This is a genomic window from Amycolatopsis lurida, from assembly GCF_900105055.1.
GTDB classification, from domain to species: Bacteria; Actinomycetota; Actinomycetes; order Mycobacteriales; family Pseudonocardiaceae; genus Amycolatopsis; species Amycolatopsis lurida.
On record NZ_FNTA01000004.1, the window covers coordinates 1522966 to 1548606 of the forward strand.

The 25641-nt window shown below is 70.5% G+C and carries 23 protein-coding genes; 4 read left to right on the forward strand and 19 right to left on the reverse strand.

The genetic code is table 11. The features are described from left to right. Positions 1–20: 20 nt before the first annotated feature. Positions 21–572, reverse strand: coding sequence for a CGNR zinc finger domain-containing protein (locus tag BLW75_RS12295; RefSeq protein WP_091597383.1), 552 nt, complete (start codon positions 570–572; stop codon positions 21–23). Between the two features lie 22 nt (positions 573–594). Here BLW75_RS12295 and BLW75_RS12300 point away from each other — a divergent pair, with 22 nt between their 5' ends. Next, a complete protein-coding gene (locus BLW75_RS12300; RefSeq protein ID WP_034312042.1) occupies positions 595–1761 on the forward strand; it encodes an MFS transporter in 1167 nt (388 codons plus the stop codon). Here BLW75_RS12300 and BLW75_RS12305 read toward each other — a convergent pair. After that, the gene (locus tag BLW75_RS12305) at positions 1730–2098 is read right to left on the reverse strand and encodes an Rv2175c family DNA-binding protein (protein ID WP_034312045.1); all 369 of its coding nucleotides are present in this window, start codon (positions 2096–2098) and stop codon (positions 1730–1732) included. The genes BLW75_RS12300 and BLW75_RS12305 overlap by 32 nt on opposite strands. Before the next feature lie 185 nt (positions 2099–2283). Here BLW75_RS12305 and pknB point away from each other — a divergent pair, with 185 nt between their 5' ends. Then, the gene (gene pknB / locus BLW75_RS12310; RefSeq protein ID WP_034312047.1) at positions 2284–4338 is read left to right on the forward strand and encodes a Stk1 family PASTA domain-containing Ser/Thr kinase; all 2055 of its coding nucleotides are present in this window, start codon (positions 2284–2286) and stop codon (positions 4336–4338) included. 130 nt (positions 4339–4468) lie between these two features. After that, entirely contained in the window at positions 4469–5239 is a 771-nt protein-coding gene (locus BLW75_RS12315) for a hypothetical protein (RefSeq protein WP_034312049.1), read from the forward strand. A gap of 287 nt (positions 5240–5526) precedes the next feature. Here the strand turns inward: BLW75_RS12315 and BLW75_RS12320 are convergent, their stop codons facing one another. Next, complete coding sequence (locus tag BLW75_RS12320; protein WP_034312052.1) at positions 5527–6360, reverse strand: NAD(P)H-binding protein; 834 nt, start codon at positions 6358–6360, stop codon at positions 5527–5529. A gap of 95 nt (positions 6361–6455) precedes the next feature. Here BLW75_RS12320 and BLW75_RS12325 point away from each other — a divergent pair, with 95 nt between their 5' ends. Beyond that, a complete protein-coding gene (locus BLW75_RS12325) occupies positions 6456–7205 on the forward strand; it encodes a TetR/AcrR family transcriptional regulator (protein WP_034312289.1) in 750 nt (249 codons plus the stop codon). Between the two features lie 72 nt (positions 7206–7277). Here the strand turns inward: BLW75_RS12325 and BLW75_RS12330 are convergent, their stop codons facing one another. The 16 genes from BLW75_RS12330 to BLW75_RS12405 all read right to left on the reverse strand — a co-directional run bounded on the left by BLW75_RS12330 (position 7278) and on the right by BLW75_RS12405 (position 25445). Then, entirely contained in the window at positions 7278–8096 is an 819-nt protein-coding gene (locus BLW75_RS12330) for a cell division protein FtsQ/DivIB (protein ID WP_034312054.1), read from the reverse strand. Positions 8097–8274: 178 nt separating this feature from the next. Beyond that, complete coding sequence (gene murC / locus BLW75_RS12335; protein WP_034312056.1) at positions 8275–9684, reverse strand: UDP-N-acetylmuramate--L-alanine ligase; 1410 nt, start codon at positions 9682–9684, stop codon at positions 8275–8277. Next, entirely contained in the window at positions 9677–10804 is a 1128-nt protein-coding gene (murG, locus tag BLW75_RS12340) for an undecaprenyldiphospho-muramoylpentapeptide beta-N-acetylglucosaminyltransferase (RefSeq protein ID WP_034312058.1), read from the reverse strand. The genes murC and murG overlap by 8 nt, the downstream gene beginning before the upstream one ends. After that, a complete protein-coding gene (ftsW, locus tag BLW75_RS12345; RefSeq protein WP_034312061.1) occupies positions 10801–12279 on the reverse strand; it encodes a putative lipid II flippase FtsW in 1479 nt (492 codons plus the stop codon). Before ftsW ends, murG begins: the two co-directional genes overlap by 4 nt. Then, positions 12266–13669, reverse strand: a complete 1404-nt coding sequence (murD, locus tag BLW75_RS12350) for a UDP-N-acetylmuramoyl-L-alanine--D-glutamate ligase (RefSeq protein WP_034312064.1) — start codon at positions 13667–13669, stop codon at positions 12266–12268. The genes ftsW and murD overlap by 14 nt, the downstream gene beginning before the upstream one ends. A gap of 3 nt (positions 13670–13672) precedes the next feature. After that, the gene (mraY, locus tag BLW75_RS12355) at positions 13673–14758 is read right to left on the reverse strand and encodes a phospho-N-acetylmuramoyl-pentapeptide-transferase (protein ID WP_016332673.1); all 1086 of its coding nucleotides are present in this window, start codon (positions 14756–14758) and stop codon (positions 13673–13675) included. Further along, entirely contained in the window at positions 14755–16266 is a 1512-nt protein-coding gene (locus tag BLW75_RS12360) for a UDP-N-acetylmuramoyl-tripeptide--D-alanyl-D-alanine ligase (protein ID WP_034312066.1), read from the reverse strand. The genes mraY and BLW75_RS12360 overlap by 4 nt, the downstream gene beginning before the upstream one ends. Next, entirely contained in the window at positions 16263–17768 is a 1506-nt protein-coding gene (locus tag BLW75_RS12365) for a UDP-N-acetylmuramoyl-L-alanyl-D-glutamate--2,6-diaminopimelate ligase (RefSeq protein WP_034312067.1), read from the reverse strand. The genes BLW75_RS12360 and BLW75_RS12365 overlap by 4 nt, the downstream gene beginning before the upstream one ends. A gap of 536 nt (positions 17769–18304) precedes the next feature. After that, the gene (locus tag BLW75_RS12370) at positions 18305–20233 is read right to left on the reverse strand and encodes a peptidoglycan D,D-transpeptidase FtsI family protein (protein WP_034312070.1); all 1929 of its coding nucleotides are present in this window, start codon (positions 20231–20233) and stop codon (positions 18305–18307) included. Further along, on the reverse strand, positions 20233–20943 hold the full coding sequence (ftsL, locus tag BLW75_RS12375) for a cell division protein FtsL (RefSeq protein ID WP_034312073.1): 711 nt from the start codon (positions 20941–20943) through the stop codon (positions 20233–20235). Before ftsL ends, BLW75_RS12370 begins: the two co-directional genes overlap by 1 nt. Next, positions 20940–21899, reverse strand: coding sequence for a 16S rRNA (cytosine(1402)-N(4))-methyltransferase RsmH (gene rsmH / locus BLW75_RS12380; protein ID WP_034312074.1), 960 nt, complete (start codon positions 21897–21899; stop codon positions 20940–20942). Before rsmH ends, ftsL begins: the two co-directional genes overlap by 4 nt. A gap of 204 nt (positions 21900–22103) precedes the next feature. After that, positions 22104–22535 carry a division/cell wall cluster transcriptional repressor MraZ gene (gene mraZ / locus BLW75_RS12385; RefSeq protein ID WP_005156436.1) on the reverse strand — a complete coding sequence of 144 codons (432 nt, stop codon included), beginning with the start codon at positions 22533–22535 and terminating at the stop codon, positions 22104–22106. A gap of 680 nt (positions 22536–23215) precedes the next feature. Further along, positions 23216–23968 (reverse strand): ESX secretion-associated protein EspG, encoded by a 753-nt coding sequence (locus tag BLW75_RS12390; protein ID WP_034312076.1) that lies wholly within the window; start codon positions 23966–23968, stop codon positions 23216–23218. Then, positions 23965–24543, reverse strand: coding sequence for a PPE domain-containing protein (locus BLW75_RS12395; protein ID WP_034312078.1), 579 nt, complete (start codon positions 24541–24543; stop codon positions 23965–23967). Before BLW75_RS12395 ends, BLW75_RS12390 begins: the two co-directional genes overlap by 4 nt. A gap of 10 nt (positions 24544–24553) precedes the next feature. Continuing rightward, entirely contained in the window at positions 24554–25099 is a 546-nt protein-coding gene (locus BLW75_RS12400; protein WP_338399995.1) for a DUF3558 domain-containing protein, read from the reverse strand. Further along, on the reverse strand, positions 25092–25445 hold the full coding sequence (locus tag BLW75_RS12405) for a hypothetical protein (protein ID WP_034312081.1): 354 nt from the start codon (positions 25443–25445) through the stop codon (positions 25092–25094). Before BLW75_RS12405 ends, BLW75_RS12400 begins: the two co-directional genes overlap by 8 nt. Positions 25446–25641 lie beyond the last annotated feature (196 nt).

Genomic DNA, 25641 nt, shown 5'->3' on the forward strand with positions numbered 1-25641 from the left:
GTTAGAACCGTCCTTACCACTCACGAGCGTTGTCGCCGGTGAGCCGCGACCCGCTCCCGGGTGGCGCACCGCGTCGAGCAGTACCGCCGCGGGCTCCCCCCGCCCAAGTGCGCGAACGGCTTCCCGCAGCCCGAAGCCGCACACAATCCGCCCGGCGGCGCCTGACGGTCCGCGAGCAGCACGGCCAGCGCCAGCGCGGAGGACGTCACCAGCCACGCGCCCCACGGCCCGTCGTCGTCGGCGTCCACGTGGAGATGCCAGCCGAACCCGTCGGAGTGATCGGTCAGCCGCGGCGGATGCGCGTGACGAGCCAGCAGCCGGTTGAGCACTCCGGCCGCCTCCTCGGCATCCCGCGCCGCGAACACCTCCCGCAGCTCGAAGGCCGCCTCCCGCAACGAGGCCACGTCCGACGGCGCCAGCTCGACCGAGGTTTCGCCGTGCGCTTCCAGCACCGCGCGAACCGACACGATCGAAGGTTCCGGTGCGAGCAGGACCTCCAGCAGATCCACCGCCCGCTGCGCTGCCGCCCGAGCCGAACGGCCGGGCAGGAAATCCCGCTGCGCTGAAGTCATAGCCCACTGTAACGTCTCATTCATGAGAGGCCGTTACAGACTCGCCGCCTATTTGACCGGTGCGACGGTCGCCAGGACCGGGGACGAACTGTCCGGACCGGCGTTGCTTCTGCTCGGCATGGGCGTCGACGGTTCGGCCGCCACCGGTTCCGCGCTGCTCGCGGGCCTGACGATCTCCGCGGCGGCCGGCGGGCCGCTGCTCGGGGCCCTGCTCGACCGCAGCCCCCGGCCGGGGCGGCTGCTGGCGTGGGCACTGCTCGCCTACGCGGGCGGGCTCGGCGCGGTGCTCGCGCTGGTCGAACTCCCCGCGGCGATCGCCGTGGCGGTCGCGGCCGGGCTGCTCAACCCCGCCTTGGCGGGCGGCTGGACGGCGCAGCTGCCGAATGTCCGCGGCACGACACCGCTGGCGAGGGCGAGCACGCTCGACGCGATGACGTTCACCGCCGCGAGCCTCGCCGGGCCGGGACTCGCCGGCCTCGTGGCCGCGTACGCCGGCGCCCCGGCCGCGGTTGCCGTCGCGATCACACTGGTCGCGGTGGCCTTTCCCACCGCGTGGTCACTTCCGGCCGCCGAAGCGAAGCCCTCGACACCGATCCACCGTCAACTCGCCGACGGGTTCGCGGTCCTCTTCCGCAATCGCGCCCTGCTGCGAGCCACCGCGACGTCCACGGTGTCCTTCGTCGGTATCGGGGTCGCCATCGTCTGCTATCCGCTGCTCGGCGCTCAACGGCTGGGGAGCCCGGGTTTCGGCGCACTGCTGCTCACCGTGCTTGCCGCCGCGTCACTGGTCGCGAACGCCGTGCTGGCCCGCAGGCCACCGCCGCCGGACCGCACCGTGCTCGCCAGCACGGTCCTGCTGGGCGCGAGCTTCCTGCTCGCGGCGTCAGGACACGACGTGGTGACCCTGCTGGCCGCCACCGTGCTCGCCGGATTCGCCGAAGGACCCCAGCTTTCGGCGCTGTTCGCCATCCGGCATCGCGAAGCGCCCGCGCGAGTGCGGGCTCAGGTGTTCACGACGGCGGCGAGCGTGAAGATCACCGGACTCGCGGCGGGCGCCGCGCTCGCGGGACCGCTGAGCGCACTCTCCGTGACCGCCGCGCTGGGCGCCGCGGCGGGCTGCCAGCTCCTCGCGGCCGCGACGTATGTGCTGGTCGGCCCTAGAACGCCATCGCCTGCGCGCGCCGCTTGACCTCGGTGCCGTGGCTCGTGCGGAGCGCGTTGACCGGGGTGGTCCCCGGCAGGGTCTCGTCCGCGGCGAAGAGCCAGCGCAACATCTCCGTCCGGCTGAAACCGGCGTCCGCGAGCACGGTGATGGTGCCCGCCAAGCCCTTGACCACGCCGTCCTTGACCAGGAACCCGGCCGGGACGTACAACTCGCCCTTCCGCCGGACGGCGATCAGGTGGCCGTCGCGCAGCATCTGGCGGACCTTGTTGGCCGAGACGTTCAGCGCGGTCGCGACCTCCGGGACCGAGAGAACGGCAACATCTGCATCGAGAACGTCGTCGGCGACGGGAATACCACTCACACGTGACACTGTGCCACATTCCGTCTCCCGCTCCTTTAGTACGCATGGGTGACGACCCGGGCCATGACGGAGAGTGCCCGGCCGGTCACGTATACCACCGATTCGACGAAATGACGGGAATCGTGATCCCCGGGGTGCCAGGTCCCGTACACCAGAACATGGGTACTTCCGTACGATCCATAGCCGTGACACGCACGGATCCCACTCTGGTGGGCACTCTGCTCGAGGGCCGCTACCGGGTGGACAAGCTGCTCGCACGCGGTGGGATGTCGTCGGTGTACCGCGGCGTCGACACCCGCCTGGACCGCCAGGTCGCCATCAAGATCATGGACCCGCGGTTCGCCGACGACAGGTCGTTCGTCGAGCGTTTCGAGCGGGAGGCCAGGTCGGCGGCCCGGCTGCATCATCCGCACGTGGTGGCGGTGCACGACCAGGGTTTCGACACCCCCGGCGGCGAGGAATCCGGCCGCGCGTTCCTGGTCATGGAACTCGTCGACGGCGGAACCCTACGTGAACTGCTCGCCGAACGCGGTCCGCTGGACGTCGCGCTCGCGCTGAGCATCACCGAACCGGTGCTCTCCGCGCTGGCCGCGGCGCATGCCGCCGGCCTGGTGCACCGCGACGTCAAACCGGAGAACGTGCTCATCGGCCGCGGCGGCACGGCGCTTTCGGGCGGCGTGGTCAAGGTGGCCGACTTCGGCCTGGTCCGCGCGATCGCCAGCGCGGGTACCACAAGTTCGAGCGTCATCCTCGGCACCGTCGCCTACGTCTCCCCCGAACAGGTCGCGACCGGCGCGACCACCTCGCGCGGCGACGTCTACTCGGCCGGGATCCTGCTGTACGAAATGCTCACCGGACGCCCGCCGTACACCGGCGACACCGCGCTCTCGGTGGCGTACCGGCACGTCAACGACGACGTCCCGCGCCCGAGCGAGCTACGGCCGGGCATCCCGCCGCAACTCGACGAGCTGATCCTGCGCGCCACGCGCCGCGACCCCGAGCAGCGTCCGGCCGACGCGGCGGCTTTCCTCGCCGAGCTGCATCATCTGCGTACCGTCCTGGGTGTCCCGGCCGTTCCCGTGCCCGTGCCGCTGCCCGCCGACGCCGACCGGGAGATCGACGCCGAGCGCACCACTCCCGGCATCCCCGCCGTCCCGGCGGCGAACCCGGCCTTGGCGACGACGGTGTTGACCCCGGTCGCCGAAGCGACCATGCCGGTCACCGGCCCGCGCGGAACGCAGGCACTGCACCGCGAGCCGCCGATCCCCGCCGCCCAGCCGCCCCGCACGCCTCCCCCGCGGCCCCGGCCGGCCGCCGACGACGAACAGCCGGGGTCGCGCAAGCGCCTCTACGTCATGATCGCCGCCGCGGTGCTGGTTCTCGGCGGCCTGATCGGCGCGTTCGCCTTCATCCTCAACGACACCGGGCCGAACTCGTCGTCGGTGCCGAAACTGGCGGGGATGAACCAGGCCGCCGCCGGAGACGCGCTCCGCTCGGCGAAGCTGACCCCGGCCTACACCGAGGAGTACAGCGACACCGCCGCCCAGCACACGGTGATCCGGTCCGACCCCGCGGCGGGCACGTCGCTCGCGCCGGGCGCCACGGTCAACGTCGTGCTGTCGAAGGGCCGCCCGATCGTGCCGGACATCCAGGCCGGGACGAGCCCGCAGGACACGGAGACGGCGATCAAGGCCGCGCAGCTGACCCCGGTCCAGGGCGAGCAGGAATACAGCGACGTCGCCAAGAACAAGGTGATCCGCGTCGACCCGAGCCCCGGTTCGCAGCTGAACATCGGCGGGCAGGTCACGATCATCCTGTCGAAGGGCCCCGAGCCGCTGCCGCCGGTCCCGGACGTCACCGGGCAGACCAAGGACGCCGCGTTCCAGATCCTGCAGCAGGCGGGCTTCCAGCCGTTCCAGGCGGGTGAGGAGTTCTCCGACCAGTTCGCCGCCGGTCAGGTGATCCGCACCGACCCGAAGGGCGGCGGCAAGGCGAGCAACCGCCGCATCGGGGTGTTCGTTTCGAACGCCGTCGAAGTACCGAACGTGACGTTCAAGCGGATGGAGGAGGCGTTCCAGATCCTGCGACAGGCAGGGCTGGAGCCCGACCGTCAGGGACGCGGAAACGGCAACGGGAACGGCGGCGGAAACGGTGGTTTCGACTTCGTCCTGGAGCAGGATCCGCAGCCAGGCACCAAGGTGCCGAAGGGTACGAAAGTGAAGCTCAGGGGCTTCGGGTGACGCGAAAGGTGCGGTGAAACCGTTCAGTACCGGCGTGGTCATCGGTTACCGTGAACCGCATGGTGGTCGTTGACGGCGTGAGCGGCAGGTCGGACAGGTTCACCCCGCGTTCTGCCGCGCCCGGTCCACGATGAGCTTCTTCACGGACGCTCCGCGCAACCGCCCCCTGTTCCCGGTGCCGGAACAGGAACTGTTCGGCTACAACGGCCGCCCCTGGGTCGAGCCGCCGCACGAGTACATCGTCCCGGCGATCCTGCCCTGGTCGATGCCGCTGGGCCGCGCCGCGCGGACCATCGTGGCGCTGCGCGGTATCGAGGTGTGGCCGGAGTCGGTGTCCTTCCAGCTGTCGGTGTACTCGCGTGATCTGCTGCTGGACGAACCCGGCGAGGGCCTGATCGACCATCGCCGGGTCCCGGACTACAACGCGCTGCTGGTCGGAGTGCTCTTCCCCGACGGCAGGCGCGCCAGTTCGGAGACGATCTCCGTGCCGTCGGCCACCAAACCGGATCAGCCGGTGCTGCGCGCGCAGGGGCTGGGCGGTTCGGCGTTCCACGTCGACCACGAGATCTTCCTGTGGCCGCTGCCGCCCGACGGGCCGCTGGAGCTCATCGTCCAGTGGCTCGACCGCGACATCGAGGAGACCCGCACCTCCCTCGACGGCACCGCGATCCGCGACGCCGCCAAGGAGGCAGGCGAGATCTGGCCCGGCCTGCCCGCGCGCGAGGCGCACGGGCTGCCGGTTCGCCGGGTCGGGGCGCAGGCGATGATCACCCCGGCCTGGCCCCGCGAATCGCAAGCCCCGCCGCCCTTGCCGCAGCCTTCCGCACCGCGCGCCGAGGCTCCCGCCCAGCCGCGACGTGGTGCGCCGTTGCCGACCCGCCTTCCCCGCCGGGCCCGCTGAACTCTAGGCACGGCCTCGCGAGTGGCGCCGCTGTGAGCACGTTGCGAAAGTGGCTTTCGCAACGTTGAAGGTTGCGAAAGTGGCTTTCGCAACCCTTCCCGGCGCCGAGGCCGGCGCAGCCAAGCGTGGGGTCGTGCTGGCCTGCCCGAGCCCTCATCGACGGTGTCGCGAAAGCCACTTTCAGGACATCAGACGTCGCGAAAGTGGCTTTCGCGACACGCCACGACCATGAGGCATACCGCCTTGTGAGTGGTCGAAACCATCCTTACCACTTACGCCCCCAAAGCTCAGCGGAACGCTTCGACGTTCGCCACCGCCCACTCCGCATAGGTGACGCCGGGCCGTCCGGTGAGCTCCTGGACGACGCCCGTCGGCTTGTCGGGGTTTTCGGTGAAGTACGCGAAGCCGTCGAGGAGCCATTCGGCGATCTCCGCCGGGATCCCGGCGGCGGCCCACTGCTTGTTCGCCTCCTCCCGGGTCAGCTCCTCGAAGACCACCTCTTCGCCGAGTGCGGCCGAAATGGCGGCGACCTGTTCGCGCTGGCTGATCGCCGTCGGCCCGCTCAGCGTGTGCTTCTTGCCGACGTGCCCGTCGGTCAGGATGACGTGCGCCGCGACGGCGGCGATGTCCGCGAGGTCGATCGGCGTCATCCGCGACTCGGGGTAGGCCTCGCGGACCACCCGCTCGGCCTTGATCATCTCGGCCCAGCCGAGCGTGTTGTTCATGAACGCGCCCGGCCGCAGGAACGTCCAGTCGAAGCCCGCCTCCCGGACGGCCTTCTCGATGATCGCGTAGTCCACGCCGCTCGAGTTCTCGGCCGGGTCGTCGGCATTGCTGCCCGACAGCGCCACCACCCGGCGCACTCCGGCCTCCTTCGCCAGCTTCACGAAGTCGTCCACCTTGGCCGCGAGCGGCGCCAGGTACACGGTCTCGATGCCTTTCAGGGCCTCCGGCAAGGTCTCCGGCTTGCCCAGGTACCCCTTGGCGACCTCCACCTGTTCGGGCAACGCCGCCTTCGCCGGATTGACGGTGAGCGCCCGCACCGGCGCCCCGGCCTCCACCAGTTCGTCGACGAGCAGCCTGCCGACGCTTCCGGTCGCACCGGTCACCAGGATCGTCACGATTCCCCACTCCTTTTCGTACGCCCTACGGGATAATCTTAACCGTACCGCATACGAGAATGTAGAATCCAGCTTCACGGCCGAGTGGAGTGTGGATGGACTTCGAGCGCAGCCTCGAACTGTTGTGGCGTGACCGCGGCGAAGCCCGGCAGCCGACCAGGGGGCGGAAGCCGAAACTGACCCTCGACCAGGTGATCGCCACCGCCGTCGCGCTCGCCGACGGCGCGGGTGAGGCGACCGTGTCGATGAGCCAGATCGCTAAGAAGCTCAGCGCCGGCACGATGACGCTCTACACCTACGTCCCCGGCAAGACGGAACTGCTCGACCTCATGGTGGACTCGGTGCTCGCCGAACGGAATCTCCCCGGCCCCGGTGATCCGCGGCCGGACGGCTGGCGCGAGCAGGTGCGGCTCTACGCCGAGCGCACCCTCGCCGTGTTCCGCGCGCATCCGTGGCTGCGCTCGACGTCGATGGTGCGGCCGGTGCTCGGCCCCGGGCTGATGGCGGGCCAGGAGTACCTGATCGCGGCGGTGTCGGACATCGGGCTCGAGCCGCGCAAGGCGGCCGCGGCCGCGAACAGCATCGAGATCTACGTGCAGGCGAACGCGACGCTGTTCGCCGAGACCGCGCAGGTCGAACAGGAGACCGGGCAGTCGACCGACGCCTGGTGGGGGCAGCGGTCGGTGTTCTGGGAGAAGTACTTCGACGTGGAGCGGCATCCGGCGATGACGCGGATCTGGGAAAGCGGCGGTTACGACGCGGACACCTGCGAGGCCGCCGACGAGACCTTCGCGTTCGGCCTGGAACGCCTGCTGGACGGCATCGAAGCCCTCGTCACCCGCTGACCACCCCCGCAATTCGTCATCTACTTGCGGGAGTTCTCAGCGCGAACCACCGCAAGTAGGTGACGGATTGCGTCAGGAGACGGTGGGCAGATCCGGTGCCGAGACGTCGAAGACCTTGCCTTCGCGGGTGAGCAGCGCGGCCAGGACCTTCGCCTTGCGTTCGGTGTCGGCCGAGGTCCCCCACCGCACGGTCTTCCCGTCGGCCAGCGCGAACTCGACGCTGCCGGGGGTCTTCGCCGTCGCGGTGGTGACCTGCTTGAGCAGCTGCTGCGGGATCACGCCGAGGACGCCGGTCACCGCGCGGGTCACCGGATCGTCGGCCGACACCGATGGCAGCTTCAGCTCGGGCAGCCCGGCGGGCCGCTCCTTGACGGTCTTGAACACCACTCCCCCGCCGTCGACGAGGTGCACGCCGTCGCCGCCGGGCCCGCTGTCGAAGAACGCGATCGCGGTCCGTTCGGTCACGGTGATCTCGAGGGTGCCCGGCCAGGACCGCGAGACGTCGACGGTCGCGATACCGGGCATCTGCGCCACCCGGTCGCGGATCTCGTCGGTGTCCAGGCGCAGCATCGGCTTCTGGTCCGGCACCGCCGCCGCGGCGCGGATCTGGTCCGCGGGCACCGAACTCGCCCCGAGGACGTCGACCTGCCGCACCCCCAGCATCGAGCTGAACCACAGCAGGTAGACGAGGGCGACGGCGGTCAGCACCGAGAGCAGCGCGACCCAGCGCCGTCGCAGCTCCTTGTGGCGGGTCGGCCGGGCGGTGCGGCGGCGGTCGTACACCGACCGCCTGCCGCGCCGTTCCTTCAAGCGCTGAGCCCGCTGAGTGCGTTCGGTGCGCGGACGCCGACCGGGTTCGGCCGGGCGGCGGCGTTCCCCGGTCTGCGTCATGGCTGGAGAGCGCCTCCCGAACTGAAGTAAGCAGGTCGCGTGAGGGTACGCGCGCGCGTACCTTCTCGGCCGGAGGCCTCGGATTCGCGAAGGCGGGCCGCCGGCATGGCCGGGTGAGTCGAAAGACGATGCCGCGGCCCGGCTGCGGGAATCCGAAAGCGCGCTTTGCGAGACACCGCTACCCCGCCCGCCGGTCGAGTTCGGCCAGGATCTCCGGGCCGAGCTGCGTGACGTCACCGGCGCCCATGGTCACCAGCAGATCGCCGGGTTCGACCAGATCCGCCGCGAGCTTCGCCGCGACGTCGAACGCGGGCTGGTAGTGCACCGGGACGCCGGAGATCTGGTCGGCGATGAGCGCGCCGCTCACGCCGGGCTCCGGCTTCTCGCGCGCCCCGAAGACGTCCAGCACGACGACCTCGTCGGCCAGCGACAGCGCGGCCGCGAACTCCTTCGAGAACGTCTTCGTCCGCGAGTAGAGATGCGGCTGGAAGACCACGATGACCCGGCCTGAGCCCGCGGCGGTCCGCACCGCCCGCAGCTGCGCGTCGACCTCGGTCGGGTGGTGCGCGTAGTCGTCGTACACGCGGACGTCGCCTGAGCGGCCCTTGAACTCGAACCGCCGCCGGACGCCGCCGAACGCGGCGAGCCCTTCGGCCAGCCCCTCGACCGGCGCGCCGAGCTCGATCCCGGCCAGCAGCGCGGCGATCGCGTTCAGCGCCATATGCTCGCCCGGCACCGCGACCCGCAGGACGATTTCCTCGCCCTGCAAGGAGATCCGGACGACACCGCCATCCGGCGCGGGAGCGTAGTCGAGCACCTTGGCGTCGTCGGTGCCGGTGACGGAACGCCCATAGCGGCGGACGCGGATGCCCTGCGCCGACGCCCGCGCGCCCAGCTCCGAGGCACCCTCGTCGTCACCGCAGACGATGAGCAGCCCGCCCGGCACGATCCGGCCGAGGAAGTCGCTGAACACCGAGACGTACGCCTCGGCCGTGCCGTGGTGGTCCAGGTGGTCCGGCTCGACGTTGGTCACCACGGCGACCGACGGCGAGTACGCCAGGAACGAACCGTCGCTCTCGTCGGCCTCGGCGACGAAGATCCCGCCCTCGCCGTGGTGCGCGTTCGCGCCCGACTCGTTGAGGTCGCCGCCGATGGCGAACGACGGGTCGAGGCGGCACTGCTGCAGCGCGACGGTCAGCATCGACGTCGTCGACGTCTTGCCGTGCGTCCCGGCGATGCAGGCGACGCGGTGCCCCTCCATCAGCCCGGCCAGCGCCTCGGCGCGGTGCAGCACGGTGATCCCGCGTTCCCGCGCGGCCATCAGTTCCGGGTTGTCGTCCTTGATCGCGGTCGACACGATCACCGAGGACGGGCCTTCGGGGAACGCGTCGAGGTTCTCGGCGCGCTGGCCGACGGCGATCTCGGCGCCCTGGGCCCGCAGCGAAAGGAACGCGCGCGACTCCTTGGCGTCGGATCCGGAGACCTGCGCCCCACGGGCCAGCAGGATACGGGCGATGCCGCTCATCCCGGCGCCGCCGATCCCGATCAGATGGGCACGCGTCAGCGTGTCGGGGAGTTGGTCAGGCACCTGCGGCCTCCAGCACGATCTTGGCAAGGGTCTCGTCGGCCTCACGGTGGCCGAGGCCGACCGCGGCCGCACTCATCTTCGCGACCCTGTCGGCGTCGGACACCAGCGGGATCACCAGCTCCGCGACCTTGGCGGGGGTGAGGTCGGCGTCGTCGACCATCAGCCCGGCACCGGCCGCGACCGCGGGCCGGGCGTTGACCGCCTGTTCGCCGTTGCCGTAGGGCAGCGGGACGAACACCGCGGGCAGGCCGACGGCGGACACCTCGGCGACGGTCATCGCGCCGGAGCGGCACAGCACCGCGTCCGCGGCGGCGTAGGCCAGGTCCATCCGCTCCAGGTACGGCACCGGAACGTACGCGGGCCGTCCGGGGAACTCCTGGACGACCAGCGTGTTCTTCGGCCCGTGGGCGTGCAGGACGCCGACGCCGGCGTCCGCGAACTCCTTGGCGGCGCCCGAAACGGCGCCGTTGATCGACACCGCGCCCTGCGAGCCGCCGAAGACCAGCAGCGTCGGAGCGTCGGGGTCGAGCCCGAAGTGCTCACGGGCTTCGGCGCGCAGCGCGGCCCTGTCGAGCGAAGTGATGGAGCGGCGCAGCGGGATGCCGATGACCTCCGCCTTCGCCAGCGGCGTGCCCGGGACGGCGACGGCGACGCGGACGGCGAACCGCGCGCCGACCTTGTTCGCCAGGCCCGGCTTCTCGTTGGCTTCGTGCACCACGATCGGCGTGCGGCCGCGCGCGGCGAGGTACGCCGGAAGCGCGACGTACCCGCCGAAGCCGACGACGACGTCCGCGCCGACCCGGTCCAGGACCTCACGGGTGCGCTTGACCGCGTCGCGGACCTTCAGCGGCATCTTCAGCAGTTCGGGTGTCGGTTTGCGGGGCATCGGCACCGGCGGGATCAACTCCAGCGGGTAGCCCCGCGCCGGGACGAGCTTGTTCTCCAGCCCGCGCTCGGTCCCGAGCGCGATCACCTTCGCGTCGGGACGCAGGCGCATCACCGCGTCGGCGAGGGCGAGTGCTGGTTCGATGTGCCCTGCGGTACCACCGCCGGCGACCACGACCACCGGTGCCTTGCCGGCGACCTCGCCTGCGGCGCCACCTCTGACGGGGTTGTTCACCTATGACCTCTCCGGTTTGCGGTACCCCGTTTCGCGGTACCGCGGTTCGCCGCCGTTCGCGCGGCCGTCCTCCTGCCGGGTTCCCGTACCGAACGGCGCCGCTCCTGTGCGGGCGAAGGCCTCGCCGTCCTCGGCGCGGGCCTCGCCGCCTTGGCGGCGCCTCCCCTGGCCGCGGCGCCCTTGCGCTTGGCGGGCGGGCGGTACGGCTCGGGCGCGGGAAGCCTCAGCAGGCGTCCGAATTTACCCGGCCCCTGCGAGCGCAGTGCGGCCACCGCCTCCGGTTCGTGCCGGGCGGCGTTGGCGAGGATCCCCATGATGAGCATGGTGATCACCAGCGACGTGCCGCCGTAGGAGATCAACGGCAGCGTGACCCCGGTGACCGGCAGCAGCCCGACCACGTAGCCGATGTTGATCCCCGCCTGCGCGACCAGGAAGACGGTCAGCGTGCCGGACACGATGCGGATCCACGGGTCGAGGTTGCGGGTGGCGATCCGCAGGCCCACGACGGCGACCCCGGCGAACAGCCCGAGCACCACCACGCAGCCGATGAAGCCGAGTTCCTCACCGATCAGGGCGAAGATGAAGTCGTTCTGCACGTTGGGCAGGTAGCCCCAGTTGGACTGGCCCTGGCCGAGGCCCTTGCCGAACATCCCGCCGTCGGCGAGCGCGAGTTTCGCCTGGTTGGCCTGGAAGCCGTCCGCGCTGGTGTCCGGATCGCCGGAGACGAACGACATGACCCGCGCCAGCCGGTACGGGGCGATGATCGCCAGCACCAGGATCCCGGCGAGACCACCCGCGAGGATGACGCCGAACAGTCGTTTCGGCGCGCCCGCGAACCACAGCAGGGCCATCAGCACCACCGCGAGGGTGATCGTGCCGCCGAGGTCGGGCTGCATCATGACCAGCGCGAACATCAGCAGCGCGATCGGCACGACCGGGACGAGCAGATGCCGCCACTGGTTGATGATGTTGTACTTGATCACCAGGATGTGCGCGCCCCAGAAGGCCAGCGCGACCTTCGCCGCCTCGACCGGCTGGAAGGCGAACCCCCCGAGCCGGAACCAGCCTTGCGAGCCGTTGACCTCGGAGCCGAGCGGCGTCAGCACCAGCACGAGCAGCCCGAGGCACACCACCGTCGCCGTCGCCGACAACCGCCGGACGCGTTCCAGCGGCACCCGGAGCCCGATCCAGAACACCGCGGCGCCGATCGCGACGAACATGAGGTGCTTGCTGAACTGGGCGTACACGCCGGTGCCGGTTTTGGGGTTGTACGAGGCGACCGACGACGCCGACAGCACCATCACGATGCCGATCACGGTCAGCACGCCGGTGAGCGCCAGGACCAGGTGGAACGAGGCGAGCGGCCGCGAAAGCCAGGCCGTCAGCGCGGTACGGAAGGCGACGAACGGGCTTTCCTTGCGTTCACGACGCTTGCGCGGCGCGGTTTCGCGCTTTCTCTCCTCAACCGCCGTCACTGGTCTCCCCCGCACCGTCGCGCAGGACACGGACCGCGCTCGCGAACGCGTCGCCGCGTGCGCCATAGCTCGAGTACATGTCCAACGACGCCGCGGCGGGGGCCAGCAGCACCACATCTCCAGGGCGCGCCAGGGCTCGGGCCGCCTTCACCGCCGCAGTCATGGTGTCATCGTCACCCGAAGGGAGGCTGTTCACCGGGACATCCGGCGCGTGTCGCGCGACAGCGGCGGCGATCACGGGTGAATCGACGCCGAACAGGACGACACCGCGCAGCCGCCCGGCGATCGAGCCGACGAGTTCGTCCACGGAAGCACCCTTGAGCTGGCCACCGGCGATCCAGACGACGTTCAGATGGGCGCGCAGCGAGCCGCTCGCCGCGTGCGGGTTGGTCGCCTTGGAGTCGTTGATGTACCGAACGCCGTCGATCTCGCCGATCTCCTCGGCCCGGTGCGGGGCGGGCCGGTACTCGCGCAGGCCCTTGGCGACGTCCTCGCCGGTGACGCCGTACGCGCGGGCCAGCGCGGCCGCGGCGAGCGCGTTCGAGACGTTGTGCGGGCCGGCGGGGCGCACGTCGGCCAGGGTGCCGAGTTCATCGGCGCTGGTCGCCGGGTCGGCGACGAAGGCGCGGTCGACCAGCAGATCCTCCACGATCCCGAGTTCGCCCGGGCGCGGGGTGTCCATGCCGAAGGCGACCCGGCGGGCGTCGGCGGGCGCGTGCTCGTCGGCGAGGCGAGCGGACCACGGCTCGTGGAGGTTGTGCACGACGTTCCGGGAATGGGTGTGGACCCGCCCCTTCGCGGCCGCGTACTCCTCCATCGAGCCGTGCCAGTCGAGGTGGTCCTCGGCGAGGTTCAGCACCACCGAGGCGAGCGGCGCCAGCGTCGACGACCAGTGCAGCTGGAAGCTCGACAGCTCCACGGCGAGCACCTCGTGCCCGGCCCGGACCGCGTCGAGCACCGCGAAACCGACGTTCCCACAGGCCACGGCGTCGACGCCGGCGGTGCGCAGGATCGACTCCAGCATCCCGACCGTGGTGGTCTTGCCGTTGGTACCGGTGATCGCGAGCCACACCGGCGGCTTGTCGCGCAGCTGCCCGACGCGCCACGCCAGCTCGACGTCGCCGATCACCTCGATCCCCGCCTCGGCCGCCGCCACCAGCAGCGGCGACGTCGGCTTCCAGCCGGGGCTGGTCACGACCAGCTCGACACCTTCGGGCGGTTCGGTCAGGCCCGGCACCAGTTCGGCGCCGAGACCTTCGAGTTCCGCCAGTCGTTCGGCGTTGCCGTCGGTGACGGTGATCCGTGCGCCCAGGTCCGCCAGGACGGGGACGATGGACTTGCCGGTGACCCCGGCTCCGGCGACGAGGACGTGACGCCCGGCGAGCTCCACTTGCTAACCCCCGAGGCCGAGCTGTTCGCTGTAGAACAGGCCGAGACCGAACATGCAGCAGATGGCCGACAGCAGCCAGAACCGGATGATGACGGTGGTTTCGGCCCAGCCCGCGAGTTCGAAGTGGTGGTGGAACGGCGCCATCCGGAACAGCCGCCGCCGCGTCGTGCGGAACACGGCGATCTGCGCGACCACCGAGATCATCTCGACCATGAACAGACCGCCGATGACGATGGCGAGCAGTTCGGTGCGGGTGGTCATCGACAGACCGGCGACGAGGCCACCGAGGGCCAGCGAACCGGTGTCCCCCATGAAGATCTTCGCCGGGGCCGCGTTCCACCACAGGAAGCCGACGCAGGCGCCGGTCGCCGCGGCGGCCACCACGGCCAGGTCCAGCGGGTCACGGACGTCGTAGCAGGCGGCCTGCGGGGTGACCGCGCACGAGAGGCGGGTCTGCCAGAAGGCGATGACGACGTAGGTCGCCAGCACCATCGCCGCGGTGCCGCCGGCGAGACCGTCGAGGCCGTCGGTGAAGTTCACCGCGTTCGACCAGCCGGAGATCACGATGTAGCAGAAGATCACGAAGAACACCGACGGGAAGGTGATCAGCGCGAGGTCCCGCACGTAGGACAGGCTCTCCGACGCCGGGGTGAGCCCGCGTTCGTCGGCGAACTGCAGCGCCAGGATCGCGAAGGCGATCGTGACCACGAGCTGGCCGACCAGTTTCGCGGTCTTGTTCAGGCCGAGGTTGCGCTGCTTGCGGATCTTGATGAAGTCGTCGAGGAAACCGACGAGCCCGAGGCCGACGGCCAGCAGGAGGACCAGCAACCCCGAGGCGGACGGGCCGCCGGTGCCGTTGCCGCCGCTGAGCGCGCTGATCAGATGCGCCACGAAATACCCGACAACCATCGCGACGATGATCGCGACACCACCCATCGTCGGGGTACCGCGTTTGGATTTGTGTCCCTGCGGTCCTTCCTCCCGGATCTCCTGGCCGAAGCCCTGCCGGGAGAACACCCGGATCAGATAGGGAGTGAGGAGGATGGAGACCAGCAGGCCCGCCGCGGCCGCGATCAGGATGCTGATCACGCGTCACCACCGTTCGAGCGTTCTTGAGAGGGGGAAGGGGCTACTACAGGGGAGGCGAGCACGGCGTCGGCCACCCGCCACAGCGCGGCGGCCTTGGAAGCCTTCACCAGCACCACGTCGCCCGCGCGGAGCTGATCATGCAGCAGGGCGATGGCGGCCTCGACGTCGGGTACCAGTACCGACTCCTCGCCCCAGGAACCCTCCTGCTGCGCGCCCTGATGGGTCGCCGCGGCCGCCTGGCCGATGACGACGAGCTTGTCGATGTTGAGCCGGACGACGAGCCTGCCGATACCGTCGTGGGCCTCGACCGAGTTCTCGCCGAGGTCGCCCATCACGCCGAGCACGGCCCAGGAGCGGCGGTTCGCGCTCATCGACGCGAGCGCCTTGAGGGCGGCGCGCATCGACTCCGGGCTGGCGTTGAAGGAGTCGTTGAGGACCGTGACGCCGTCGGCCCGGGTGGTGACCTCCATGCGGCGTTCGGAGCGCCGCTCGAGGCTCGACAGGCGGGCCGCGACCTCCTCGACCGTCGAGCCCATCTCCAGTGCCACGGCGGCCGCGCTGAGCGCGTTCGCGACCTGGTGTTCGCCGTAGAGCGGCAGCTTGACCGGCGCTTCGCCGCTCGGGGTGACCAGCCGGAACGACGCGCGCGCTTCGCCGTCGAGGGTGATGTCGGCGGCGCGGACCTGCGCGGACTCGCTTTCACCGACGAACACCACGCGCGCCTTCGTCCGGCTCGCCATCGCGGCGACGTACGGGTCGTCGAGGTTGAGGACCGCGACACCGCCGTCTTCCGCGCTCGGCAGCGCCTCGACGAGTTCGCCCTTGCCCTTGGCGATGCCCTCGCGGGAGCCGAACTCACCGACATGCGCGGTGCCGACGTTGAGCACGACCCCGATCCGCGGCGGCGCGATGGCGGCCAGTTCGGCGATGTGGCCGGGTCCGCGGGCGGAGAGCTCCAGCACGAGCTGCCGGGTCGAGTCGTCGGCCCGCAGCGCCGTCCAGGGGTGGCCCAGCTCGTTGTTGAACGATCCCGGCGGGGCCACCGTCGGGCCGAGCGGCTCCAGCAGCTGGGCGATGATGTCCTTGGTCGAGGTCTTGCCCGCCGAACCGGTGACCCCGACGACGGTCAGGTGGTCGCCGGCGAGCTTCTGGATCACGTGCCGGGCGATCTTGGCGAGCGCGGCCAGCACCGCGGCACCCGCCCCGTCCTTGTCCGAGACCAGCGCGAAGGCCCGCTCGTGCCCCTCGCCGGCCTCCAGCGGCGGCACGATCACGGCGGGCGCGTCGACTTCACGGGCCGCGAGCACCGCGACGGCGCCGGACTCGACGGCCTGCGCGGCGAAGTCGTGGCCGTCGACCTTCGCCCCGGGCAGCGCGATGAACAGACCGCCGGGAGTGACCTCACGGGTGTCGAATTCGACGCTTCCGGTGACCTCGGCGGTCCCGTCGGTCCGATGCAGCCTGCCGCCGACGATGGCGGCGATCTCGGCCAGGCTGAGCACGATCACTCTGTCTCCAGACGTCTGCGGATGGCGGAGGCCAGCTCTTCCCGGTCGGAGAACGGGTGCACGACACCCTGGATCTCCTGGCCGGTCTCGTGGCCCTTGCCCGCGATGAGCACGATGTCGCCGGGCTGGGCGAGTTCGACCGCGCGGACGATGGCTTCCCGGCGGTCGGCGATCTCGAGGATCTCGCCGCCCAAGGCCGGACCGGCGTTGCGGGCACCGGCCAGCATCGCCGCCCGGATCGCGGCCGGGTCCTCGGAACGAGGGTTGTCGTCGGTCACGATCAGGACCTCGCTGCGCCGGACCGCCGCCTCACCCATCACCGGGCGCTTGGCGGTGTCGCGGTCCCCGCCGCAGCCGAGGACGGTGATGATCCGGCCCGCGGTGCGGGCGCGCAGCGCGTCGAGCCCCTGCGCGACCGCGGCGGGCTTGTGCGCGTAGTCGACGACGGCCGTGAACGGCTGGCCGAGGTACACCCGCTCCATCCGGCCCGGCACCTCGACCGAGGCGAGCCCGGCGACGATGGCGTCGAGCGGGACACCCGCGGTGTTGAGGATCGCGGCCGCGAGTACGGCGTTCGCCACGTTGAACTCACCCGGCAACGGGATCTTCGCCGAAGCGGTGATGCCGTCGGGACCGTGGAGGGTGAAGGTCTGTTCCCCCGCCGGGGTGGGGGTCAGCTCGGTGGCACGCCACAGCGCGTCCGTCCCCTGCTCGGTGGACACGGTCACCGTGTGCGGGGTGAGGAGTGCCTGGCCCCAGGCGCTGTCGACGACGACCACCTCGGCGGTGGACCGGCCGTCGAACAGCAGCGACTTGGCGGCGAAGTACTCCTCCATGTCCTTGTGGAAGTCCAGGTGGTCCTGGGAGAGGTTCGTGAAGGCGCCGACCGCGAAGCGCGTGCCGTTGACCCGGCCGAGCGACAGCGCGTGACTGGAGACCTCCATCGGGACGTGCGTGACCCCGCGTTCCACCATCACGGCCAGAAGGGCCTGCAGATCCGGCGCCTCGGGGGTGGTGAACCCACTGGCCAGCCGCTCGCCCGCGATCCGGGTCTCGACCGTGCCGATCAGCCCGGTGGTGAGCCCGGCCGCCTTGAGCCCGGCGTCGACCAGGTACGAGGTCGTGGTCTTGCCGGACGTCCCGGTGATGCCGAGGACGGACAGTTCCAGCGACGGCTCGCCGTAGATCCAGGCGGCGATCTCGCCGAGGGCGGCGCGCGGGTCCGGGTGCACCAGGATCGGCACGCCGGCGTCGCGGAGCACCGGGCGCTCGGCACCGGCCTCGTCGGTGAGCACGGCGGCCGCGCCGGCGGCGATGGCCTGGTCGCTGAAGTCCGCGCCGTGGGCGCGGGCGCCGGGAAGCGCGGCGAAGAGGTCACCGGGGAGGACGTGCTGCGCGCGCAGCGTGCTGCCCGTGACGGTCAGCTCGGCCGCGGACGGATAGTCGTCGCCGCCGACCACGAGCCGGGCGCCCGCCCTGGCGAGCAGCGTGCCCAGCGGCATCGGCTCGATCCTGGCCGGGCGAGGGGGCGCGGCGACGGCCTTGACCGGGCTGTCCGGGACCTGGGCAGCCGTCGCGCCGGACCCGCTTTCGACGGCGGGACCGCTGCGGGGATCTGAAGTAGGCACCGACACAGCAAAGGAGGTTACCGGCGCGGCATTCGGGTGACTGAAGCGGTGCGGTGTGTGCACGCGACGATCACGGGCGTGGTAATGGGTTTGGTGAGCTCTCCTTGGCACGCAAGGGCTTCCGACTGTCGCTTGAGGACTTCACCCCGCGACGGCCCGCGTTCTTCGCACGTGCTCAGCGCGGAGACCCGTTCACACACAGCGACGATCACTTTTCCGCGCGCTGGCGGCGGCCACGGACGTTGCGAAAGCCACTTTCGCAACCTTCAACGTTGCGAAAGTGGCTTTCGCAACGTGGGTACCGGGCGCTCAGCCGTGGTGTCCGGATCCGTAACTCGCGTGTCTGGAGCCGTATTTCGCGAGTTACGCCTTCAAGCACGCGAGTTACGCCTTCGATCACGTGAGTTACGTCAGGACAGCACCAGCGGCACCTGGGGCGACGGGCCGTCCGAAAGCGGGATCTGGAACCGCTGCGCCAGGTACGCGGCCACCGAGTGGAACAGCGGCGCGGCCGAGAGCCCTTGCTGCAGGGTGGCGTCCGGGGCGTCGAGCCGGATGCCGATCACGAAGCGCGGGTTGTCGGCGGGCAGGATCCCGGCGAAGGTGATGTTGTAGAGATGGTCGCTGTAGGTCTTCGTCTTCGGGTCGACCTGCTGACCGGTGCCGGTCTTCCCGGAGATCTGGTAGCCCTCCAGCGCCGCCTTCGGCCCGGTGCCGCTCTGCTGCCCGCGCCCCTTCTGCGTCACGGCGCGCATCATGTCACGCACGGTCTTCGCTGCCTGTGGGCTGATCACCTGGACGGTCTTCGGCGCGGGCTCGGGGACGACGGTCCCGTCCGGATTGACCTTCGCCTTGACCACCCGGGGTTCCACGCGCAGCCCGTCGTTCGCGATGGCCTGGTACATCCCGGCCATCTGCACGACGGTCATCGAGAGCCCCTGCCCGATCGGCAGGTTTCCGAAGGTCGTGGCCGACCACTGGTTGCGCGGCGGCACGACACCGGGGCTCTCCCCGGGGAGGCCGAGACCCGTGCGCTGGCCGAGACCGAACTTCTTGAGCAGGTCCGCGTACCGGTCCTCGCCGAGTTTCTGCGCCAGCAACAGAGTGCCGACGTTCGACGACTTCGCGAAGATGCCGGTGGTGGTGAACTGCTGCGTGCCGTGATGCCAGGCGTCCTTGACGATCTTGTCCGCGACCTGGAGCGAACCCGGCACCGGCTGGGAGGCCTCCGGCGTGGTGATGCCCGCGTCGATCGCGCCCGCGGCGGTGACGATCTTGTTCACCGAACCGGGTTCGAACGGCGTGGTCACCGCGCGGTTGTTCAGGTTCTCCGTCTCGCTGCGCGAAGCCGGGTCGTTGAGGTTGACCGTCTTGTCGTTGGCCAGCGCGTAGACCTCGCCGGTCTTGGAGTCCAGGATGACCGCCTGGCCGCCCTTGGCCTTCGACTTGACGACGTAGTCGCTCAGCTGCCGCTGCAGTTCGTACTGCAGGTCGGTGTCGATCGTGAGCTGCAGATCCGAACCGGGGACGGCGTTCTGGATGTCCCGTTCGGTGCCGGGGATGACGAGGTTGTCGTTGCCGTTACGGGTGTTGACGATCTTGCGGCCGGGCGTTCCGGCGAGATCGTTGTCCCGCGAGGCCTCGAGACCGTAGCCACCGTGCAGGTTGTGCTTGGAGACGTCCTTGTCGTCGGTGCGCCAGTTCGCGTAACCGACGATGTTCGCGCCGATCGAGTCGCCGGGATACTCGCGCTTCGAGCGCTTCTCGACGCTGATCCACGGGTATTCCTTGACGATCGCCTCGGCGACCGACGGTTCGATGTCGTGGACCAGGTAGGTGAACCCGTCCGGCTTGTGGAACTTGTCCAGCAGTTCCTGCTCGGTGATCACCCCCGGCAGCTTGGCCGCGATCAGCTTCGCCGCGCCCGCCACCTCGGACTCGAAGTTCTTGCCCTTGGTGGGGTTCTTCGCGGCGAAGTCGTCCATCGTCTTGTGGAGCCAGTTCAGGCTCACGGCGAGTGTCCGCACCTCGACGCTGAACGCGATCTTCGTGCCGTTGCGGTCCAGGATGGACCCACGCTGCGCGGGACTTTCGATCACCGACGTCCGCTGCCGTTCCGCGGCCTCGGAGAGCGCGCCGGCCTCGAACCACTGCACCTGCACCAGTTTGAGGCCGGCGAGCACCATCACGACGATCAGCAGGATCCGGACACCGGTGAACCGGCTCCGGTTTCCCCCGTTGCCCCGGCGGGCGGTGGCGCGGCGGGTCCCGGCGGCGTACGTCCTTCGCGCGCTCCCCGCCGACCGGGCCCTGGACTGCGCCGGGCGGCCGGGCGACATCACTGACCTCCCTGCGCCGGGGCCGCGTTCTCCTGCGGCACCGCGGGCTGGTCACCCTCGTACGGCGTGCCCTGCTGCGTTCCCTCGGCGGGCGGCGGCGCCGTCGACTCGGGCGAGGCGGCGGGCGCTTCGGCTTCGGCCTTCTTCGGCTCACCGACCACAGTGGACTGTCCGTCCGGGCCGACCACGATATGCGCGGGGTCGCCGCCGGGCACCATGCCCAGTTCCCTGGCCTTGGGCGCCAGCGAAGCGGGCGACTCGGCCTTCGCGACCTCGCGCTGCAACCGCTCCTTCGCCTCGGCGAGCCCCGCGTTGGTCGTGCGGAGTTGTTCGAGCCGGTACGAATCGGCGATGGCCTGCGTGGTCAGCCACAGCGTGCACGCCACGCCGACGGCCAGCAGGCCCATCATCATCAGCACGAACGACGCCCGCGAACGCGGCCAGCGCAGCGTGAACTTCTTCGCCGGCTCTTCCTTGCCCGCACCGCCTTCGGCGTCGGGACGGTTGCGTTTCTGGTCTCGCTGCAGCAGGTCGGCGCGCTGGGCGCGGCGGGCGTAGGCGCGTTCGGCCGCCGACGTGCGGCCGCGGGAGGCACGGGTGGACGTCGTGGATTCGGTGGTGCCGGGCGCCTCGTCGACCGTGCTGGTCGCGCGGGCGCGCCGTCCGGGCGCCGGTGTCCGGCGGCCGCGGGACTTCGCGGGAGCGGTCATCGTGCTCGGTCTCCGATCCGTTCGGCGGCCCGCAGCCGCACGGAGGCGGCCCGCGTGTTCAGTTCGGTCTCCGCCTCGCCGGCCTTCTCGGCCCCTCTGGTGAGCAGTTTCAGTTCCGGGCCGTGGCCCGGCAGTTCCACCGGAAGCCCTTCCGGCGTCCGGGATTTCGCCAGTTCCGCGAAGGCCTGCTTGACCAGCCGGTCTTCGAGGGACTGATAGGACTCCACGACGATGCGACCGCCGACGGCGAGCGAGGACAACGCCCGTGGCATCGCCCGCCGCAGCACCTCCAGCTCGCCGTTGACCTCGATCCGCAACGCCTGGAACGTGCGCTTCGCCGGATGCCCGCCGGTGCGCCTGCTCGCCGCGGGTACCGCGTCGTACAGCAGTTCCACCAGGCGCCCGCTGCGCGTGAAGGGTTCCTTCTCTCGTTCCGCCACAACGGCTTTGACGATCCGCTGGGCGAAGCGTTCCTCGCCGTAGTCGCGCAGGATCCGGATCAGCTCGCCGGGCGCGTAGGTGTTGAGCACGTCGGCCGCGGTGAACCCGGTGGTCGGGTCCATCCGCATGTCGAGCGGGGAATCCTTGGAGTAGGCGAAACCGCGCTCGGCACGGTCGAGCTGCATCGAGGAAACCCCGAGGTCGAACAGGATCCCGTCCACTCTGGACAGTCCGAGCCCCTGCAGCGCGGACGGCATCTCGTCGTAGACGGCGTGCACGAAGTCGACACGATCACCGTGCCGCGCAAGGCGTTTCGCGGAGAGTTCCAGCGCGTTGGGATCGCGGTCGAGGGCGACCAGGCGCAGCAGGGGGAACGCGGTGAGCAGCGCGTCGGAATGACCGCCGAGTCCGACGGTCGCGTCGACCAGCACGGCCTCGCGGTCGGAGAAGACCGGCGCGAACAGTTCGACGATACGGTCCAGCAGCACCGGTACGTGCTCGTGTTCGTCTGCCATGTCTTCCCCCCTTTCCTGTAGTGCCGGGGAAGATGCCGGATGCCGTCAGGTCCCTGTCCGCCCGCCTGCTGACCTGGTACCGGGGAAGGTGTACCAGGGCCACTGAGCGGACAGAGGCCTCACGGCATCCGTGTGGACGGTTCCCGGCGTGTCCGAAGCACGAACCCGCGCCCCCCGACGGCGTGGGTGCTTCCTCGGCCACGTCTAGAAGACGCCCGGCAGAACTTCCTCTCGAGCCTTCGCGTAGCTGTCCTCGTGTTCGTCCAGGTAGCCCTGCCACGCTTGGGCGTCCCAGATCTCCAGCCTGGTGATCGCCCCGATCACCACGCACTCCTTGTTCAGCCCGGCGTAGCGTCGGAGCTCGGACGCGATCGCGATACGTCCTTGCCCGTCCGGGCGTTGTTCGTCCGTCCCGGCGAAGAGATAACGCTGATAGGCCCGGACCGCCTCGTTCGTGAACGGGGCGTCGGCGACCTTCCTCGCCATCTGCTCGAACTCCGCCCGGGGGAAGACGAAGAGACAGTGATCCTGTCCCTTGGTGACCATCAGCCCACCGGCGAGCGCGTCGCGGAACTTCGCGGGCAGCGTGAGCCGCCCCTTGTCGTCCAGTTTCGGGGTGTGGGTGCCGAGGAACACCGGCTCCACCTCCCTACCGCTCCCGGCTGCGAACAACCGGGCTCGGCCACGGGGCTCCCTTCTGCCCCACTGCGCACCACCGTACCCCACTTTTCACCACAGTCAACGCGTCAAAAGCCGCGACCACTCCGTCGTGTCAGGCGTTTTCGCTGGTCAGCCAGGTGGGGCCAGGTGGGGGCTCAGTGGGGGACGGTGGCCAAGATCCCCCTGGCCGGGTATCGAAGCAACCTCATCCATGCCTGATGCGTCCGGATATCGGCAGCCGGAACCCTGACGTGGGGCCAAGTGGGGGGTGAAAGTGGGTAATCCGGTGGGGCACGGTGGGGACTGCTCAGGACACAGTGGAGGGTGACGTCGGTTCATCCCATGAAATGTCGACAAAGGACCCCCGCCCCTCGTGGCCGGCGAGGACAACTGGAGCCAGGCGTGTCTCAGGTATCTACAGTCGGGTGGTTTCACGTGACTGGATGGACGACACACGTGATCCGACGGACGACACGCGTGTCCAGGCGGACGACTCGCGGCGGACCCGGCCGCACACGCGTGTCGTCCATCCAGTCACGCGTGTCGTCCGTCGGATCACGCGTGTCGTCCGATCAGGCGCGCGAAAGGACCCTCACGACGGCGGCCTCCACCCGGTTCCCCGATCACCGGCATCGGTTCCATCGCGGCACCACGACCTAGCGGTCCGGATCCAGCAGCGAAGCCAGCCGCGCGGCCAGCCGGGGACCGTCCACAGGGGACACGTTCACCCACGCCTGCCCGCCCCGGCCCTCGGTCCGCGCCGCGCAGTACGCGCCGACGTCGGTGTCGAACCAGGTCAGCCCGCCTGCCCGGTGCGCCCGGCCCTCGCGGTCGCGGGTCCGCACGGTGAACTGGCCCGCACTGTAGACGGGCCGCGCCTGGATCGCGAGCACCTCGCGCAGCTGACTGTCCGAAGCCGACGATCGCCCGCCGTCGCCGAACACCGGATCCTCCAGGTCGTCACCGAAACGCGCCGCGGGGAGGCTGATCCCGTAGCCGGGGCCGGGCCGCAGTTCGGGCAGGACGCCGACGATCGCGGCGAACACCTCGCCGTCGGTGATCCCGGACAGCGCGATGGTCTGCTCCGGCTGCGTGGCCAGCACACCGTGCCGTCCGCGCGCGGCCGCGACCGCGCGGAACGGGGTTTCGGCGGTCATGTCGGCCAGCGCCTCGCATTCGACGTAGACCTCGGCGCGCGCGAGCAGGTCCAGCCGCGCTTCCAGGGCGGCGTCGAGCCGGTCGCCGTCGTAAAGGCCTCGTTCGGCGAGGTTTTCGTAGACCGCGCCGCGGATCTCGGCGCGTTCCGCTTCCGTGGCGCCGACACTGCGGACGGACAGCGGCCAAGGCGGGGCCGCGTGGCCCAGGTCGGACCAGAGGACGTCGAACGCCGACGCGGAAACGCGGATCAAGACCGCCCCAGCTCGGGCGGCTTCCCGAAGGAGACCTGCGGCGTCAGCGAACGCAGGGAGGCATCGCGGGTGTTCATGACGTCGACGGCCTTGCGCCGGGCCTCCTCGGCCTCCGCGTGTTTGGCTTCCATCTCGTCGGCGAGCGCGGCGAGGAGCGCGAGGTTCCCGCCCGCCGCGGCGCCGCGGATCATCGAGCCGGGGTCGTAATCCACCGGCGGCGGCATGTCGGCACGGGCCCGCGCCGCCGCTTCGGCCTGCCCGGACACGGCCTTCCCGAGCGCGGACGAGATGTCCGCGGACCAGGTCAGCCAGCCGGACGCGGTGGCCAGCACGCCGCGAAGCGCATCGCCCGCTTCCCCGCGCCAGTTCTCTTCGCTGCTGCCGACCAGCCCGGCCAGCTCGGACGTCGCGTCGTGCATGCGCCGCGCGAGCGCGTCCCAGGCGGCGCCGATCCCGCCCGCCGCCTCGGGGTCGTTGCCCGCTTCGACTTCGGCGGCCAGCGCTTCGTGGCTGTAGGCCTCGTACCGCGTGGCCGCGACCGGGACCTCGCGGCCCGGTGTCTCTCCTTCAGGCACGGCAGTTCTCCTAAGGCAGTTTGGGTTCGGCCAGTCCCGCCACCGTCATCGCGCGCTCGCAGGCGAGCGGGGTGTCGGTGAAGTTCGTGTTGCTCACGTCGATCTGGACGCTCGCCTTCTCCCCCATGCCGAGCAGGACCGCGCAGGTCCCGTCGGCGGCCTTCTTGTCGGCGACCTTGAGCGCGTCCCGGCCGCCGACCTTGGTCTTGGTGGCGGTCTTGCGCGCGACCTCGAGATCCTTCAGGCCGTTGCGCTCGTCCACGGTGATGGTGACGCCGAAGGTCGCGGGCACCGTCCAGTCGCAGGCGCGGGCACCGTTGATCTCCTTCGCGACGCCGAGCACGTTCACCCCGGCCGTCGACCGGTCCTGCGGGCCGAGCAGCGCGCACGGATCCAGGACCGCCGGCGGGACCGTGGCCGCGGCGGAAGCGCCGCCGTGCACCGCCTTCATGCTCGGGGCCGGCGCCTGGCCCGCGGCCCCTTGGCCGCAGGCGGACACTGTCAGCAGGGCGAAGACGCCGAGTGCGGCAAGGCGGGAGTACATGGGGTCAGCCACCGACACAGTCCACGTCCGCCGCCGCTTGTTCATCCTGTCGGGTGTACCGGGCCAGCGCCTTCTCGATCCGGTTCTTGAGCGCCTCGAGTTCCTTGCCGAACGCCGTGAGCGCCTCGACCGCGGAGCCTTCGGCGCCGATCCCGTACTGCGCCATGAACCTGCCGACCTCGTCCGCGTATCCCCCGCCGAGGGGAACTGCGCGGCCGAGCACCTTGGCCTCGCGGACCATCTGGCCGACCACGTCCTGCAGGGCGGAGATCTTCACGTGGGCGTCGGCGGCCAGCTCCGGCGCGACCGCGAATCCGCTCAGATCGAACCTGGGTTTGGCGGTACCCACCTCGCTCATATGCGATTACGCCTCTCCGTAGTCGAGCGACCTCGCACCGGAGCATACGACAAAACCCGGCGTCAGCGGGAGCACCCGAAAACGCGCTGAGCTCACCCGATCGAGGTAAGGTCTCCGGTTGCACAGAGTCATCGACTGGGGTTGGCGGGGTTCCCCCCACGAGTTCGCCCGAGTTTGACACACTTCGTGGGAGGCT